At 45.6% G+C, this 17,650-nt stretch carries 12 protein-coding genes; 2 read left to right on the top strand and 10 right to left on the bottom strand.

Annotated features, from left to right (window positions below; translation table 11 throughout):
• Positions 1 to 3 precede the first annotated feature (3 nt).
• The 5 genes from EOO50_RS09400 to mutY form a co-directional block, all read right to left on the bottom strand.
• Positions 4 to 1,566, bottom strand: coding sequence for a T6SS effector amidase Tae4 family protein (locus tag EOO50_RS09400; RefSeq protein WP_290839519.1), 1,563 nt, complete (start codon positions 1,564 to 1,566; stop codon positions 4 to 6).
• 102 nt (positions 1,567 to 1,668) lie between these two features.
• On the bottom strand, positions 1,669 to 2,232 hold the full coding sequence (gene gldD / locus EOO50_RS09405; RefSeq protein WP_290839520.1) for a gliding motility lipoprotein GldD: 564 nt from the start codon (positions 2,230 to 2,232) through the stop codon (positions 1,669 to 1,671).
• Positions 2,225 to 3,526 (bottom strand): gliding motility-associated protein GldE, encoded by a 1,302-nt coding sequence (locus EOO50_RS09410; RefSeq protein ID WP_290839522.1) that lies wholly within the window; start codon positions 3,524 to 3,526, stop codon positions 2,225 to 2,227. Before EOO50_RS09410 ends, gldD begins: the two co-directional genes overlap by 8 nt.
• Positions 3,527 to 3,547: 21 nt before the next feature.
• A complete protein-coding gene (gene ssb / locus EOO50_RS09415; protein ID WP_290839524.1) occupies positions 3,548 to 3,979 on the bottom strand; it encodes a single-stranded DNA-binding protein in 432 nt (143 codons plus the stop codon).
• A 1,739-nt stretch (positions 3,980 to 5,718) separates the two neighbouring features.
• Positions 5,719 to 6,747 (bottom strand): A/G-specific adenine glycosylase, encoded by a 1,029-nt coding sequence (mutY, locus tag EOO50_RS09420; RefSeq protein ID WP_290839526.1) that lies wholly within the window; start codon positions 6,745 to 6,747, stop codon positions 5,719 to 5,721.
• A 105-nt stretch (positions 6,748 to 6,852) separates the two neighbouring features.
• Here mutY and EOO50_RS09425 point away from each other — a divergent pair, with 105 nt between their 5' ends.
• Positions 6,853 to 7,170 carry an HU family DNA-binding protein gene (locus EOO50_RS09425; protein ID WP_290839563.1) on the top strand — a complete coding sequence of 106 codons (318 nt, stop codon included), beginning with the start codon at positions 6,853 to 6,855 and terminating at the stop codon, positions 7,168 to 7,170.
• Between the two features lie 400 nt (positions 7,171 to 7,570).
• Positions 7,571 to 9,118, top strand: a complete 1,548-nt coding sequence (locus tag EOO50_RS09430; protein ID WP_290839527.1) for a ribonuclease E/G — start codon at positions 7,571 to 7,573, stop codon at positions 9,116 to 9,118.
• A gap of 403 nt (positions 9,119 to 9,521) precedes the next feature.
• Here EOO50_RS09430 and EOO50_RS09435 read toward each other — a convergent pair whose 3' ends face one another.
• The 5 genes from EOO50_RS09435 to EOO50_RS09455 are packed head-to-tail and all read right to left on the bottom strand — an operon-like array spanning position 9,522 to position 17,526.
• A complete protein-coding gene (locus EOO50_RS09435) occupies positions 9,522 to 11,891 on the bottom strand; it encodes a T9SS type A sorting domain-containing protein (RefSeq protein WP_290839528.1) in 2,370 nt (789 codons plus the stop codon).
• Between the two features lie 15 nt (positions 11,892 to 11,906).
• Positions 11,907 to 13,877, bottom strand: a complete 1,971-nt coding sequence (locus EOO50_RS09440; RefSeq protein ID WP_290839529.1) for a T9SS type A sorting domain-containing protein — start codon at positions 13,875 to 13,877, stop codon at positions 11,907 to 11,909.
• 43 nt (positions 13,878 to 13,920) lie between these two features.
• A complete protein-coding gene (pbpC, locus tag EOO50_RS09445; protein WP_290839530.1) occupies positions 13,921 to 16,296 on the bottom strand; it encodes a penicillin-binding protein 1C in 2,376 nt (791 codons plus the stop codon).
• On the bottom strand, positions 16,293 to 17,072 hold the full coding sequence (locus EOO50_RS09450; protein ID WP_290839532.1) for a hypothetical protein: 780 nt from the start codon (positions 17,070 to 17,072) through the stop codon (positions 16,293 to 16,295). Before EOO50_RS09450 ends, pbpC begins: the two co-directional genes overlap by 4 nt.
• Before the next feature lie 22 nt (positions 17,073 to 17,094).
• Positions 17,095 to 17,526 carry a hypothetical protein gene (locus EOO50_RS09455; RefSeq protein WP_290839533.1) on the bottom strand — a complete coding sequence of 144 codons (432 nt, stop codon included), beginning with the start codon at positions 17,524 to 17,526 and terminating at the stop codon, positions 17,095 to 17,097.
• Positions 17,527 to 17,650 lie beyond the last annotated feature (124 nt).

Below are 17,650 nucleotides of genomic sequence, written 5' to 3' on the forward strand. Positions count from 1 at the left end.
GTTTTATTCTAGTGTCCATATATCAATATAGTCAATTGGAGCTGGAGGTGTGTCGTAAAAATGACATCCAAAAACACAGACTCCTTCACTAATTAAATCAGCATGGCCTGAAGCCCACAAGGGGTTTGTTGAAACCATAGAATAGATACCTTTTATTCCTGATGTTAAAGCAGGATAGTTTTGGCCATTCATCCCTCCTTCACTACCATCTATATGAACATGGTTCGCATTGTATGGAGTTGTTGTAGTTGCCGGATTTGTTCCAAAAGTTTCTTTCATCCATTTATTCAAAGCCTTTGCATTCAAAAAATAATATTTCCCATCAGCCCCCATTACTGTACCTGGATTCCCGTTAGTTGTAATAATTTGAGGAATATTAATCCCTGAATAATTTAATCCTCTAGAAACCTTTAATGCGCAATACCCTGCTACCAAATTTGGATAATCAATGAAAGCTTGCTGAACTGCGCCACCAATTGTTTGAACTAATGTAGCACCATTATTTGTTGGATACGCACTTTGAAAATTTGCCCATGTTGGCAAATTTTGCTGAGGAAAAGTAAGATTAGGATTTTCCCAGTAAGTTTCATCATAACTTAAAACATCCTGTCCTTCTCTTGGCATCATAAACCAATTCACAAACTGGCTCCATGTAATACTAGGATGATCCATTAAATAATCTACAGCCCAAGTCGCAAACCCCTCATCGCCTCCTTGATTAATATAATAACTAATCTCCTCTGCAATATCGGGATTCCTATCTAAAAATTTTTTTTGCTCCATTGTTAATGTGCCCAAAAATATAGCTCCATCATTCAAGGGCAAGACCGTTGCTGTATGTATAACACCTATCGAGCCTCCTCCACCGCCGTGACCCGGATTTGTTGGAGGATTTCCGCCTGATGTAGGAGGAACTCCGCCTCCGTCTCCGCCACCGCCGCCACCGCCGTCGCAAAACGTATACGTCGCCGAAGCAGTATATGCGGTTTGCGGACATGTACAAGCTTGTCCGGGCCAGTGTCCGGCACATCCGCATTGATAGTCAGTATAAATAGTGATGCTCACACAGCCTCCGAGCGCCCAAATCTTGTTGTCCTCCATCACTTCGTATATTTCCATATACTCTTCTGATCCCGGCTCTAGTAACAAATCGTACTTTACAAGGTAAGCCTTCAATTCCTCTTGAGCTGTTCCGGGATCTTTGATCTGGAAGATTAGATTCTCGGTTTTTTCGGAAACATATTTATTGACAAGAAAATTATAGGTAAGCTCATTAAGCGTGTTGACTATTTTAACCGTAGCAGAATCGATCACGATCTCATGTTGTTCGCCCTCACCATCTCGGAGTGTAAAACTGGGCGATTTTATATTCGGGACAAAACGCGACATTGCTTTATTGAGAGCCTCATCTCCCTTGCATTCAGACAGCGTCTTATAAGTTATAGTCGCTTGTTGGGTCGAACGCGAGCTTTGTAGTACACTTTCCTGCGCTTCGCAGCCTGCCAACAGTACCGCAATAACAATAAAAACAAGAAACTGATAATTGATTTTTCGTATCAAGAGCATAGTTTGTTTGATTAAGATTCCCCACCAAAGTACCCTATCCCTCCAAACAAAACAATCCCCAAATTAAGGGATATTTTAAAACTACCTAATTTTAGGGAGAGGCTATTTCCAGTAAAGAGTTTCCATTAAAGTCTGCATATCATTCTTAATATAATCGGCAGCGGGCATGATCGAATCGAAGTTTGGTTTTGCGTAGAAATACAGCGAGCCCGTAATGAAGTGTTTTGTACTGTCGGTCAGGTAAAATTGCGAATTGGTCGCGGCATTTCCTCCGACGCTGTAAAACATACCATAAACTTTCTTATCGCGGTTCACGAACGGTTGTTCGGTTATCGCGTCGGCTTTGATCACGTGTTCGTACGTAAGTTTTTGGGCATCGCGCAGCAATTTGTCGATGTCCCCGTTGACGGTCTTGTAAGTCAGGTAAACCGTCGCCTTCATTTTTGGGTAATGGATCGTGTAGCTGCAGTTTTTCTCGGGCTTGATGAACGCGTTCGAGTTCATGTAGAAACCGTACGGGCAGCCGTCGGAGAAATTCGCATAATTCGCCACGGGATAATCCAACCTCAGGAATCCGCCGGGTTTTGGCAACACGTCGTCCTTGCAGCCGGCGATCGACAACAACATAAACGAAACTAAAACATAAGGCGTAATTTTCTTAAGCATGTTCAACGGTAACTTTGATTTGTTTGATGCGCTTTCTATCGACTGACTCTATCGTAAAACGGCATTTGTCGAAATTTATTTTTTGGCCCTTCTTGGGGAAATTTCCAAGGATCTCGAGTAGGAAACCCGCCAACGTCTCGGCCTCGCCTTTGCTTTCCTCGAAAGTCGATTCGTCGAGGTCAATGATACGGTAAAAATCCCGAAGATTGACTTTGCCTTCGAACAAAAACGTGTTGTCGGAAATCTGGGAATACGAAATGTTGTCGTCGTCGAATTCGTCTGAAATGTCGCCGACGATTTCCTCGATCACATCTTCAAGCGACACCAAACCCGATGTTCCGCCGTATTCGTCGACCACGATCGCCAAGTGGTTTTTCATGCCTTGGAAATCCTTGAGCAGGTTGTCGAGTTTCTTGTTTTCAGGAACGAAAAACGGTTCGCGGATCAAAGCCTTCCAATCGAATTCCTTTTTCCCGATGTGCGGAATCAAGTCCTTCACGAACAAAACGCCCGTGATATGATCGATGTTTTCCTCGTAAACGGGAATGCGCGAAAATCCTTTTTCAATGATCTGCGGCAGGATTTCGGCGTAGGAATCGGTGATGTCGAGCGCGAAAATATCGATGCGCGGACTCATGACCTGTCGTGTTTCGGTGTTTCCGAACGATACGATTCCCTCGAGGATTTTCTGTTCCTGTTGTGACGTTTCTTCGCTCGAGGTCAATTCCAACGCCTGCGATAATTGATCTACCGAGAAATTGGATCTTTGTTTTCCGCCGAGCTTACGGTGCAGAAATCGCGTGATCGATCGCAACGGAATACTGACCGGAGTCAACACCGCATCGAGAAACGTGAGCGGACCCGCGATGAAGTGAGAGAATCGCAAGTTGTTTCTATTCGCGTAGATTTTTGGTAACACGTCGCCGAAAAGCAAAATGAAAAACGTGACGACAATAATTTCGACCACAAATTTGAGCAACGGTATTTTGATGAATGAAAATAACGTCGTGCCGATCGTAAAGAAAAGTATCACGACGGCCATGTTCACGAAACTGTTCGTGACCAGAATCGTCGCGAGCAATTTCTTGGGACGCTGAAGGAGTTTTGAGAGTATCGCGGCTTTCTTGGCATCGCGCTTGGCCGAATCTTCTAAATCTTTGGGCGAAAGAGAGAAAAGTGCCACCTCAGCCGCCGACACCAATGCCGAACAAAAAAGCAGCACGAAAATGACCGCAAAGCCTGCAGTCAGGCCGATGCTCGTGGAAAGAAGTTCGCTATTGGGCTCGGGGTCCAAATTTTTGGTGATTGGTTAAACTTAGAACGGCAGGTCGTTTTCAGGCAGATCCCCGCGTTCGTAACTCGTGCCTTTCGGCGCCGATCCTGAAGGTTGTCGGTTCGAATCAAGGTCTTTCTTTACGTTTAGGAACGTGAATTCGGTGACCTGGATTTCAGTCGTGAATTTCGTCGTTCCGTCCTCGGCTTGCCATTGGCGCGATTTGATTCGGCCTTCCACATAGATCTTGTCGCCTTTTGAAAGATATTTTTCGCAGATCTCGGCCGCCTTGTTTCGCACGACGAGATTGTGCCATTCGGTCGACGTGATCTTCTCGTTCGTCGATTTGTTGATATACGTTTCATTCGTGGCCAGCGGAAAACGCCCGATGCAATTGCCGCCGTCAAAATAATGCATTTTGACTTCGTCGCCCAAATGGCCGATCAGCATGACTTTATTTAAGGTTCCGCTCATGTTTCGTGGATTAGATGTGTAAATATAAGTTTAATTGTTGAATCGTTGAATCGTTTGTTTGAATTCTTGTTTGCCGTGGATGAGTTGGTTTTTGTTGATTTGTTGATTTGAAATACTTGTCTGCCGGGGACGAGTTGGTTTTTGTTGATTTGTTGATTTGTTGATTTGAAATACTTGCCTGCCGTGGACGAGTTGGTTTTTGTTGATTTGTTGATTTGTTGATTTGTTGATTTGAAATACTTGCCTGCCGTGGATGAGTTGGTTTTTGTTGATGCGTTGATTTGTTGATTTGTTGATTTGAAATACTTGTCTGCCGTGGATGAGTTGGTTTGTGTTGATTTGTTGATTTGTTGATTTGAATGCTCGCTTGCTATTGATAAGTTAGTTTTTATTGGCGGGCTGCTCTGTTGATTTGTTCCGCTGCGATTTATCAGTTGGGCTACGCTTAGGTGTTTATTTGAATTCCGGTGTTATGAAACGATTCATTTTAATTGATATTCTAATTGTCGTGAATCTCTGTTTGAACTTCGCCTTCGAACGACGATAATCAACAAAACTTAATACACCATCGGCAGGCAACGATTCATTTTAATTGATATTTTAATCGTCGGAGAATCTCTGTTTGAATTTTCCCTTCGAACGACGATCATCGACAGAACTTAATATACCATCGGCAGGCAAACGATTCATTTTAATTGATATTCTAAGTGTCGGAGAATGTCTGTTTGAACTTTGCCTTCGAACGACGATCATCAACAAAACTTAATTTACCATCGGCAGGCAGCGATTCATTTTCATTGATATTCTAAGTGTCGGAGAATGTCTGTTTGAACTTGGCCTTCGAACGACGATCATCAACAAAACTTAATATACCATCGGCAGGCAACGATTCATTTTAATTGATATTCTAATTGTCGGAGAATCTCTGTTTGAATTTTGCCTTCGAACGACGATCATCAACAAAACTTAATATACCATCGGCAGGCAACGATTCATTTTAATTGATATTCTAATTGTCGTGAATCTCTGTTTGAATTTTGCCTTCGAACGACGATCATCAACAAAACTTAATATACCATCGGCAGGCAACGATTTATTTTAATTGACATTCTAATTGTCGTAGAAACTCTGTTTGAACTTTGCCTTCGAACGACGATCATCAACAAAATTTAATATACCATCGGCAGGCAACGATTCATTTTAATTGATATTCTAAGTGTCGGAGAATGTCTGTTTGAACTTTGCCTTCGAACGACGATCATCAACAGAACTTATATACCATCGGCAGGCAACGATTCATTTTAATTGATATTCTAATTGTCGGAGAATCTCTGTTTGAATTTTGCCTTCGAACGACGATCATCAACAAAACTTAATTTACCATCGGCAGGCAACGATTCGTTTTAATTGATATTCTAATTGTCGTGAATCTCAGTTTGAATTTTGCCTTCGAACGACGATCATCGACAGAACTTAATATACCATCGGCAGGCAGCGATTCATTTTAATTGATATTCTAAGTGTCGGAGAATGTCTGTTTGAACTTTGCCTTCGAACGACGATCATCGATAGAACTTAATATACCATCGGCAGGCAACGATTCATTTTAATTGATATTCTAATTGTCGTAGAAACTCTGTTTGAACTTTGCCTTCGAACGACGATCATCAACAAAATTTAACATACCATCGGCAGGCAACGATTCAAATCAACAAATCAACAAATCAACACATCAACCGTTACCTAAAAAAATGCCTGTCGATAAAATTCCCCAACACTACCGGAACCGGAAAACCACGAACGTCGTCTATCGAAATTCCATTTTCCAATTTTCCTGAAACCTCGACTTTCCAGAATCGGATGAACAAATGCTGGTGCGAAAGTTTGTGCGTGATCGCGGTCTGGTCGATTTCAGAAACGGAAAGGATTTCGTTTTTTGCTATCGCATCCGAAACAATTGCCAAGTTAGCAGCTGCTTGGGTTTCTACTAATGGAAATTCGTAAAGATTCTGCCAGATGCCTTTGCCTTCGCGTTTCTGCAACAGCGTATTTCCGACAGCATCCTGATACACCATATAATTGAAGTAGCGATTCGTGATCTTTTGCTTCTTGAGTTTCACGGGAAGTTTATCGACTTTTCCTTTTGCGAGTGCGAGGCAGCCGTCGTTCATCGGGCAAAACATGCACGCGGGATTCTTCGGGACACATTGCAACGCTCCGAATTCCATCATCGCCTGGTTGAACGTCGCGGGATCGTCTTTGGGCATGAGTTCGAATGCAAGCGCGGCGAATTCCTTCTTGGCCTTGGGCGATGCGATGTCGGTTTCAATATCGAAATAACGTGACAGGACGCGAAATACGTTTCCGTCGACAACGGGAACCGCTTCCTTGTATGAAAACGATGCGATTGCGGCCGCCGTGTAGTCGCCGACACCTTTCAATTGGAGTAGATCTTTGTAGTTCGAAGGGAATTTTCCGCCGAGTTCGTGCGCTACGATTTTCGCGGTTCCGTGCAGGTTTCTCGCACGTGAATAATAGCCGAGTCCTTGCCATAATTTGAGCACTTTTTCCTCGTCGGCGTTCGCGAGGTCGAACACTGTAGGAAACGTCTCGGTAAACTTATAATAATACGGCATTCCCTGCGCAACCCGCGTTTGCTGGAGCATAATCTCAGAAAGCCATATATGGTAAGGATTCGTGGTTTCGCGCCAAGGCAATTCGCGCCTGTTTTGTAAATACCATTGAATAAGACGTTTAGCGAAGTCCATGTTTACGGGCGAAAGCGGCAAAAGTAAAAGTTTATGTTATTAAATTTTAATTAATTATGGTTGAATTATTGGTTTTTTAATTCTTATATTTGCACCTCGAAAAATATCACACAATTATTAAAACGCAAGAAAATGACGAAAGCAGATATCGTAGCGAAAATTTCTGAGAAGTTAGGTCTTGAAAAAGGCGATGTTCAGGCAACTGTAGAATCTTTTATGGACGAGGTCAAGACTTCTCTCGAAACAGGAGACAACGTTTATTTGAGAGGTTTTGGAAGCTTCATCATCAAGACAAGAGCTGAAAAAACAGGAAGAAACATCTCTAAAAACACCACGATCAAAATTCCTGCTCACAACATCCCGGCATTCAAACCTGCAAAGGTGTTTGTTGAAGGTGTTAAAACCAACAACGAAGCAAAATAACCAATAATTAATCACTAAAATTCGCATTATGCCAAGTGGTAAAAAGAGAAAAAGACATAAGGTAGCGACGCACAAACGTAAAAAACGTGCGAGAGCTAACCGTCACAAGAAGAAAAAGTAGTTCTTTAACTACTTTTTTCTTTTTAGGAAAATTAGAAAAATTACAAATCGTTCATTGAAATCGGGTTACAATCGAAAAGTCAGATGTCCAAAGCTACAAGCAGCGCGGCGTTTGAGAGAGCTTTTCAGGTAATCCACCGGGTAATTACATACCTGTTATTTATTGTTTAATCCATCCCCTATTTGGGTACAAGGCGCAAGGTGTAAGGTGCAAGGTTTTCGAACCCTGAACCCTGAACCCTGAACCCTGAACCTCAACTATCGGATAAAAATTTACAGTGTGAATAAAGAATTAATCATCAGATCGAGTTCTGAAGCCGTAGATTTTGCCTTATTAAAAGATGGAAAACTAATTGAATTACACAGGGAAGAAGAAAAAAGCGACTTCCAGGTCGGCGATATTTTCATAGCGAAGATCCGCAAGCCCGTCGCAGGACTAAATGCAGCGTTCGTGAACGTTGGCGGTGATAAAGATGCATTTTTACACTATCACGATTTAGGCCCGAACTTGTCTTCCCAATTGAAATTCTTAAAGCTTGTAAGCGCAGGTAAATTAAAAGATTCTTCACTTAAAAACTTTCAGTTTGAAAAAGAGATCGACAAGAACGGTGTCATAACCGACATTTTAGGATCGAACCAATCCTTACTAGTTCAAGTCGTCAAGGAGCCGATTTCAACCAAAGGCCCGCGTATCAGTTCAGAACTGTCGCTCGCCGGACGTTTTATCGTATTGGTCCCGTTCTCTGACAGGGTTTCCATCTCGCAAAAGATAGAATCCAAAGAAGAGAAAGACCGATTGAAACGACTCGTACAATCCATCAGACCGAAAGGATTCGGCATAATCGTCCGCACCGTTGCCGAAGGGCAAAAAGTAGCCGAGCTGGACAAAGACTTGCAAAACCTGCTTACGCGGTGGGCTGCAATGTGTAAAAAATTACCGACTGCGCATCATCCGTCCAAAGTATTGGGAGAAGTCAACAGGGCATCTTCGATATTGCGCGACGTATTCAACGATACCTTCACGGGAATCAATGTAGATGACGAGGAGTTGTTTTACCAGATCAAAGAGTATCTTTCAGAGATAGCTCCAACAAAACAGAATATAGTACGCTTCTATCAATCAAAGGATACCCCGATCTTTGAACGCTACCACATCGAACGTCAAATAAAGACCTCGTTTGGAAAAACCGTTTCAATGAGCCGTGGCGCCTATCTTATCATTGAACACACTGAGGCGTTACACGTCATCGACGTAAATTCGGGCAATCGCTCAAACAAAGCTTCCAACCAGGAAGACACGGCACTCGAGGTCAACATGATCGCGGCTGCCGAGATCGCACGCCAGTTGCGACTCCGCGATATGGGCGGGATCATCGTCATCGATTTTATCGACATGACCAATCCTGACAATCGCAAAGTGCTTTTCGACCATCTCCGCAAGGAAATGGAAGACGACAAGGCCAAACACAAAATCTTGCCACCTAGCAAGTTCGGACTCGTTCAGATAACCCGACAAAGAGTTAGGCCGGAAGTAAAAATCAAAACAAACGAAGAAGATCCGAACAACGTCAACGCTGAAATTCAGGCACCAATCCTGATCGTCGACCGCATCGCTTCTGATTTGGAACGCATCTTAAAAACCCACAAGAAGGTCGTGCTTGCCACGCATCCGTTTGTGGCTGCTTACCTCAGTAAAGGTTTTCCATCAGTGCGATCCAAGTGGTTCTTGGAGCACAAAAAATGGGTGAAGATCATACCACGTGACGCTTACACGTTCCTCGAATATCACTTTTACAACGCCGGTGGCGAAGAAGTGATTGCCGATTAAAATTAAACCGCCTTTCGCAAGATCGGCGGTTTTTTTATTTTTAGTGCCTGAGTGCTCGGTGCCTGAGTGCCTGAGTTGAGCGTTATGAAAAAACGGATTTTCCTGTTTTATCCACAAAAAGCCTGAAGCTTACTGTTTACTGCTTAAAGCAATCTCAGGAGCTTGTTCCGGCTATCCGCTATATCTTTTGCGCGCTAAAGAAGCGCTCAAAAGGATGCCGCTGCTATCCGGGCTAGAGTTCGCGTTACTTGATGACGAACGTTCTCCGGTCTCGAGTATGCGAGTCTCTCGTCATACAAAACGACTAAAGTCAATTTCGTAAACTGCAACTCGATATGTCGCACGCAAAATTACGATACGCAGGTTTTGACCGAATTCGGAATCACGCCAAGTATGAGATACATTATCTGACCATCAATTTCCGAACGACCGAAGCATTTCCTGAAACCATTCTCACGAAATACAACCCCGAATTCAACTGGGAAACATCGACCGAAGCCTCGTTCCCGTCGAGCGTCAATTGATCGGACATGACCTTCGCTCCTCTCGCATCGATAATTTCAATACTCATTTCCGAAACGTTCAACGCACGAACTTTAAACACATCTTGCGTCGGATTCGGATATATCGAAATTCCTCCAAAAGCAGTGTCATCGGCCGACAGCATCTGAACCGTCGTCACAACGCCATTCGTTTCCACGACAGGATTGAAATCAAAGAAAATTCCCGCTTGGTTCGTCACCGAATCCCCAACCTGTATGCCCGAGATCGGCTTGACCTTATACGAAACGTAACCATGGCTGGCATCTTCATCATTCTGTTCCGCCGTCAAAAAAATCGAATCAAAATAAAATACGACCGCATTCCCGTCGCGCTCGGCACGATAAAAGTGGCTTGACGAAACCGGTCGGAACGTCGACCAATCAAGGTTCGCATCGAGCATGTTTTCGATTCTCACATTTTGGGCCGATGCCGTTCCGAGATTCTGGAAACGTATGGTGTAATGCAAATAATCGTCAGCCTGCGCGGGCGTGATCGTTGCGCCTTCGTGAACCGTGATATCGTTCGGATCGTAGGAGTTCGTTACCGTTTGTTCAAGGGAAATCGTGTTGTTTCCCGCATTCGAGTCGGCTGGAGAAATTACCGAACTCGCGGTCAACGTCAGCACGTCGCCCGAATTCGCAATCGGAGGCATAGCGACTTGAAAATAAACTTCAAATTCCCCTGTCGCAAGCGCTGGAATCGTAGGCACGCTAAAGGTTACCGTATTTGCGGTTTGCGCGACCGGAACGTACGTGCCGTCAGTAAACGTAAGCTTGCTGTTATCAAATGTTACGGTTACCGTCGCTGTCGAGTTCTGCAAGGACATATTGAGCAATCCGATGCGGTACGTTGCATTAAATCCGGGAATCGGCTGGCTCGTCGGAATGATGTAGATCGACGTATCTGGAGAAATCACTCCTGTCGCACAAAACGACGCGTCATATTGTTCGTTTGTCCCGACATCGAAGGTTTGGGTCGGTTCGGCAACAGAAATACCCGCAGGAAGCGAAGTCGGATCAACCGCGATCACGTTCGTGCCTGACTGGACGTTCGGGATTTCGAGATAACTGTTAGTAGTTGTGTAGATGGTCGTTTGCTGACCTCCGAACGTATGTGTTAACGCGATACCAGGAATGTACACATCATTTCCTTGTCCGCAGCCGTCGTTTCCGGTATCGAGCACAACGGAGCCATAAATATAATTGTCGGTACAAACATTTGAAATGAGCTGCAACGGCACGATATCAAAACAATCCCCGATTTGAACGCGTATGAATAGCATAGAAGTCGGACTGACAAACGCCGAAACGTTCAAAATAGAATTTACGTCGGCTTGCGCGTCGGCCATGGTCGAGTAGAACGTAATCAACGCTCCGGGAGCCGAACTTACCTCGGGCATAACCGTCGTCAAATCAAATATCCCCATGCCGTCGGCGCTGCACGATTCAATCGGATTCGGGTTATTGGCTTGGATCTCACCGATTGTTACGGTAAAACTGTTTTCAAACGTGCAGGATCCATTCTGGGCAAAAACATAAAGCGTCATGCTTTGCGTGATGGTTTGTCCTGCGGCCAAAATCGTTCCCGTTCCACCCGGACCTGTAAAATAATTTGCCGGCGCCGGGAGTGCGGGCAATACAAACTCCGTACATGCGAAAACATTTTGAACTTCAACCTGTGGCGATCCCAAAATCGTAACCATGAACGAGGTTTGGGACGAACAACCCGATTGGTTCGCATACGCGTAAACCATCATGGTTTGTGTAATTAGTGTCCCGATCGTGATCAGGCTTCCCGTTCCATTCGGACCCGTGTAATAATTTCCGACTGAAAGCGCGGGCAGCGGATAAGCATCGCAGGCCGTGACGTCGGGCAAAGGAGAGATAAACGGACCTTGACCTGTGCTCCAACTCACCGTGAACGATGTCGTCGCGTACGTACCGTTCGATGAATTCGTAACGCGCGCAAAAATCACCTGGCTCAATGGGCTCACGTAAAACGATGGATTCGCGATCGGGTTCAAGTTCGTTTGGGCGTTCGACAGCGATGTGAAATATGTGACCGAAAATTGACTCGGGTTCTGATTCCCTAGAATGACCGCGGTCTGAACGGTCAGATCAAAGACCTCGTTCCCGCATTGATGAATGTTCGGAGGCATATTCGCGCCGGCTTGTGCAACGGCGAACGAAACCCATAAGAACGAAACAAGCAATAGTATTTTTCTTTTCATAATCATGAATGAATATTAGTTGACGACGAGCTTCCGAACTACCGAAAGCCCGTTCACGTTCATTTTTACGATGTAAATCCCCGACGTCAGCGACGAAATATCGACGTTCGTTTCGTGTGAGTGGGCAATTGATTTGCGTTCGAGAACCTTCGATCCGCGCACGTCGAAAATCGAGACATCGAGATTTCCTGAAGTTTCGCATCGGATAGAAAAACTGCCTTTCGCGGGATTCGGATACAGTTTCAAAGTATTCAAATTGTTTGTCGGAACCGATAACATTTGAACCGTCGTGGTGATTTCATCGGTCACGATCGGAGCATTGAAGTCGAAGAAAATCGACGCCGAATTTGGGATCACATCGCCGACTTCTATTGATGAAATCGGTTTGATCCTATAGGTTATAAAGCCGTGGCTCGCCGGTTCATCGTCCTGTTCCGCAGGCAAATTGATGTTGTTGAACCTGAAATTTATGGTGTTTCCGATGCGTTCGGCGAAATACGTATGACTCGCCACGATCGGTTCGAAAGTGTTCCAATTGAGGTTGGTGTCGAGTTGGTTTTCGACGCGCACATTGATCGCGTCGGCCGTTCCCGAATTCTGGAATCGGATCGTGTAATGCAAATAACCGTCGGCCTGAGCGGGCGAGATCGTCGCGCCTTCCAGACAAGTAATATCGTTCGGATCGTATGAATTCACGACCGTTTGGCTGAATGCGACCGAATTATTGGACATATTCTCATCGGCCTGAACCACTTGCACCGAAGCATCGAAGGCAAGCAAATCGCCAGCATTGACAGTCGGCGGCGTAGCGACAATGAAATAAACGTAACCGAAAATCGCGGCTTGCGGCGCCAAATTGGCAAACGACATCGTCATTTGGTTTCCACCGGCCGTAAGCGATGGAACAGTCGTACTCATGAACTGCATTTTCGTATTTTCAAAAATAATCGAAGCATTTCCCGTCAACGGTTGGTTGCCTTCGTTGACGATCTGCAGCGCATACACAGCTTGGAATCCCGGACGCGCCTGCCCGACTGGGAAAAAGTAAATCGCGGCATCGGTAAGCGCTACGGAGTTCAGGCAGAAATTAGCCGTTTCGTTACTGACATCGACAATCGGAAACGTATACGAATCCTGTCCCGCGACTGTGATTCCGGGTGAAAGGTCGGCAGCGAAAATACTCGTGGTGTTCGTACCCGCCAAAATGTTCGAAAACTCGTAATCGCCGTCGTTGTTCGTATAAGCGACGCGGAAATCGTTACCGTTGAGATTGCTGACCTTTATGCCTGGCATCCCAATGGTCGATGTCGCGCAATCATCGCCGTTTTGATTGTATCGCACGGTTCCTGAAATCGTATTTCCGGTGCAATTCCCCGCAACTAATTGGATAGGAACTACGACACGGCAATCAAATCCCGATATTGTCAGGATCGATGCATAAATGGTTTGGAAATACGGAGCAACCATCGTGTAATTACCCGTGTTTACGATTGCGTTGACATTGTTGACGTTGATCGCATCGATCTCCGATTCAAAGAAAAAAACGTCGTAATCCTGTTGAGGAGTGACCATTTGCGGAATCAACGAGATAAGATTGAACGTCCCGAATTCCGTGGCGCTACAATCGTGCTGCGCTGGCGGAACGTTGTAATCGAACAACACCGCGCTTATCAATTGAAACGAAGTCGTCGCGAACATCCCGGTCTGGTTGTCGGCACGCGCCCAAATCGTCGTGAATGTATTTAAAGTCGCAAACGCAGTTGGGTTCGGGATCGCATTTATGCCACTCACGACATCGGCTTGAGTCAGGTAAAAACTAACCGAGATCGACGGCTGCCCATTCAAAATCTCGGGAATGGTCGTGGTCAGGTCGAAAACCGGATTGTCGCATTGCGTGATATCGGCGGGTTGATTGATCACTACCTGGCCGAATGACGAGATGCTGAACGATAAAAAAGCGAAAAGGAAAAGTAGTTGTTGTTTCATAAAATTTGTTTTTACAAATATATGATTTGGAACAACATACAATTTACTCTTTGACGATTTCGACCCTGCGATTTATCTCGTTGCCTTTCTCATCGAGGATCGTGATATTGTGGAAACCCGTTTCGGCTACGACGGCCATTTCGTGAAAGGTTTGCGTCTTGCCTTTGAACACGTTGTCGACGTACCAAAACAGCACGGCGTTCGGGTTTGAGTGCGCGACTTTTACTACTACCGGTTGAATGTTTCCGTTGAAATCTTTAGTCAGGAAAATCTTCGCGCTGTAGCTTTTCGGATAGATGAAATCCATCTGCGCCTTCTCGTTGTTTGCGCAATCGTCACGCATCGGCGGCAACGGCCTGTAATCGATGTGACGGCTTTTGTAATACCATTCCATGACCGGCGGCAGCACGAACCACTTTTTGTTTATGATGTTCGAAACGTCTTCGCAACTGCTGTTCACGCGGAAATTCTGGGCCGCGTCGAGATGCACGAGTTTGTGATACGGACATACTTTGGTGTTTTTTCCACGCAGCGGGACGAGTTGTTTCGTCTTTGGGCAATCGTCTTGCGCCAAATAACCGCTTTGCGCACAAACTTCGACTTCCTCAAGATCGTTAAGCGGTTTGGCGAACCATTTCTTGCGAGGCAACACATTGAAAACGTCGAACAGAACCGGAGCCGCACAATTCACGCCCGTGAGTTCAGGCCTGCCTTCTCCCGAAGCATTTCCGACCCAAACGCCTACGACGTAATTCGCATTGGTCCCGATCGCCCACGCGTCGCGGTTCCCGAAGCTCGTACCCGTTTTCCATGCGATTTCAAGCGATGAATCGTAAAACTTCCACGCCTCGTCGCCTTCGGGCCGGTTCACTTCCTTCATCGCGTTGTAGGCGAGCCAGATCGAACCCGCTCCGAGCAAAGTTTTTTGATAACTTTCCTTTCCGAAATCGGTCTTGAAACCCTCGTAATAATTGAGAGCCGCGAATTCGCCCGACCGATATTTCGCCTGATTGCCGTTGAAGTAATTTACGGTCGACGACAAATTCGCATACGTTCGGCACAAATCCCACAGATTCGATTCGGCACCGCCCAAAATCAATGACAATCCGTAGTGATCCGGATGCCTGTTGATGTCGCGCAACTTGAACTTCTGCAACAATTCGTAAAACTTGTTCACGCCGTGATCCTGCAACATCAACACCGACGGAATGTTCAGCGACCGAGCCAACGCGCGTTGCGCCGGAACCGCTCCGTCGTAGGTCAAATCGTAATTCTGGGGCACGAAACCCGAAATCTGCACGGGAATATCGGGAACCAATGTGTTCGGCAAAATTTCCCCGTCGTCGAGCATCGCGGCGTACAACAACGGCTTGAGAATGCTTCCCGTACTTCTGGGTGCCGGAATGATGTCGACGTCCTTATCGTGATCGGCATCGGTCGGCGCATTCCCGACATAACTGATCACGTCGCGGTTCTTGATGTCAATGACCAGAACCGCCATGTTGTTCACCTCGTTTTGCTTGAATTGGTTGTGCCAGTTCCTGACGATCTGGTTCACGCGTTCCTGAAGCGCCAGATCGATCGTGGTTCGCACGCGTTTTCCCTTGTCTTTCGCGGCGATATTCTCGAGCAGATGTTGGGCGGTCTGCGGTAAATCATACGGTTTCTGCGGTAATGGTTCGGTGAGCGACAAATCGTAGGTCATTTTGTCTATGACGCCATCGCGGTGCAACTTGAGCAATAAAGCGTCTCTTTTCACGCGTAAACGTTGCTGGTTTTTCCCTGGATAAATCAAACTCGGCGCATTCGGTAAAACCGCCAACGTCGCACTTTCGGCCCAGGAAAGTTGGTTCGCGGGAATCCCGAAATAACGCCACGAAGCCATTTCCAACCCGACGACGTTTCCGCCAAAAGGCGCATGTGCCGCATACAATTCGAGTATCGTCTCTTTCGAATGACGCAGTTCGAGCCGCGTCGCTAAAATGACTTCGATTCCTTTTTCGAAATACGTACGCGATTTGTTCTTGCGCGACAATCGGATGACTTGCTGGGTGATCGTACTTCCGCCGCGCTTAACTTTTCCGGCTTTGCGGTTTTGGACGAATGCCTTATACATCGAAACGGGATTGAAACCCGGATGTTTGTAAAAATTTTCATCTTCGAAATAGACGATGCACTTTTGGAATTTTTCGGGAACGCTATCGGCTGCGGGAAAACGCCATTGGCCGTCGTCGGCGATTTTGGCTCCGAGCAGTTCGCCATCATGGCTTTCAATTACGGTTGAGAATGGTTCGTTGAAAAGCGTGCGCGGCAAACAAAAATAATACGCGATCAAAAGCACGAACGCAATACCCGATTTGATTCGGTTGCGTTTGATCCACGACCAACATTTCGTGAAAAAAGATTTGATTCGGTTCATTGTTCCGTCTGTTTTTTTCCGAAAAATTCATCGACGAGTTTCGCGTGTTTGCGTTCCCGATACGTTTTCTTGAACTTCACGACCAGCGTGTCTTTATCGTACGTCGGATTCTCCGAAAAGGTAATCCATTGGGCGTTCGTCCGCATGTTGGCCTTTTTGAGTTCGACCGACACTTCGCGCACCGGAATCAGTTTTTCGTTGCGCCATTCGTAAAGCGTTTGCGTATACGGCATGTACCAACTGCCTTCGTAAATGTAGTGGACTTGCGCGTTCGGCATCGGTTCGAATCGCCCGAAGAGATAGCCCGAAAAATGTACGCCCTGTCGTTTTTCGGACAGATAAAAAATGTTGTAACCGCAATTGCCGTTCATGTTTGGCGGCGTTCTCGTTAAGATTTCGCGCCTTCCGTCATTGTCCAAATCCTGGGTTTCGAGAAAGACGAAATCGGGCAGTTTTTCTTTCCCGATGATTTTCCATTCGGGCGCATCGTACCGAAAAAAAGTGAGCGAACTGTCCTTGAATGACGTGCTGACGGCGTGGAATTCGTCGGACGAAACCAAATGCCCGATTGCGACGAAATTTCCGGTGCTGTCGTCGTAAAACGGTTCGTACGGATAAACGATCGAATCGGTGGTTATTTTTTGAATTTGGGGTAAGTAGTCGTACAAAATTTTGGGAACGGAATCGCTTTCGGATTTCCGCACATTGATCGTATTGCGATTTCGTCCGACCGAACACAGCAAAACCAAGCCGATCAGCGCTAAAATACAACTCATTTGTTTTACTCCGATGGACATCTTATTGGTTGTGGTTTACTGAAAAAACTCGGATGCCTTTTGAATTTCCGACAGATTGAAGTTTGCAGATGACGTGATTTATTTCATCGAATGCGATATTTTGTCTGAAAAAATGCTCTCTAAACAAACTTCCCGACCGACCGTAGGCTTTGTTGACACCTTTGCAATAAGCGTTGAAAAAGTGGGAAAGCGGCAGGTGGATTTTCTCACGGTATTTTTCGGCGATCGTTGATTCATCGTTGATTCGGATCACGATTTCGAAACGGTCTTCCTGCAAACAGCAGGCGTGCAACGTTCCGATGTGGCGCAAATGTCGGTGCAACAAGTTCACAAAATAATAGTAATTGCGCTCTTCGAAGAAAATCTTTTCGCGGTTGTTGGCGGTGTTTCGGATCAGGTAGAAATGATTGGGTTGGAAGGGTTCTTTTTTCATGTTGGATGGCGTTTAAAAATTTTATGGCTTGGACGTTTTGTAGACCTAACAGGTTTTGAAAACCTGTTAGGTCTTACAAAGCAACCCTTATCGCACTGTTTTCCGGTACATTTTTCCCACCTAT

The sequence above is a fragment of the Flavobacterium sp. genome, assembly GCF_004211145.1.
Taxonomy (GTDB): domain Bacteria; phylum Bacteroidota; class Bacteroidia; order Flavobacteriales; family Flavobacteriaceae; genus Flavobacterium.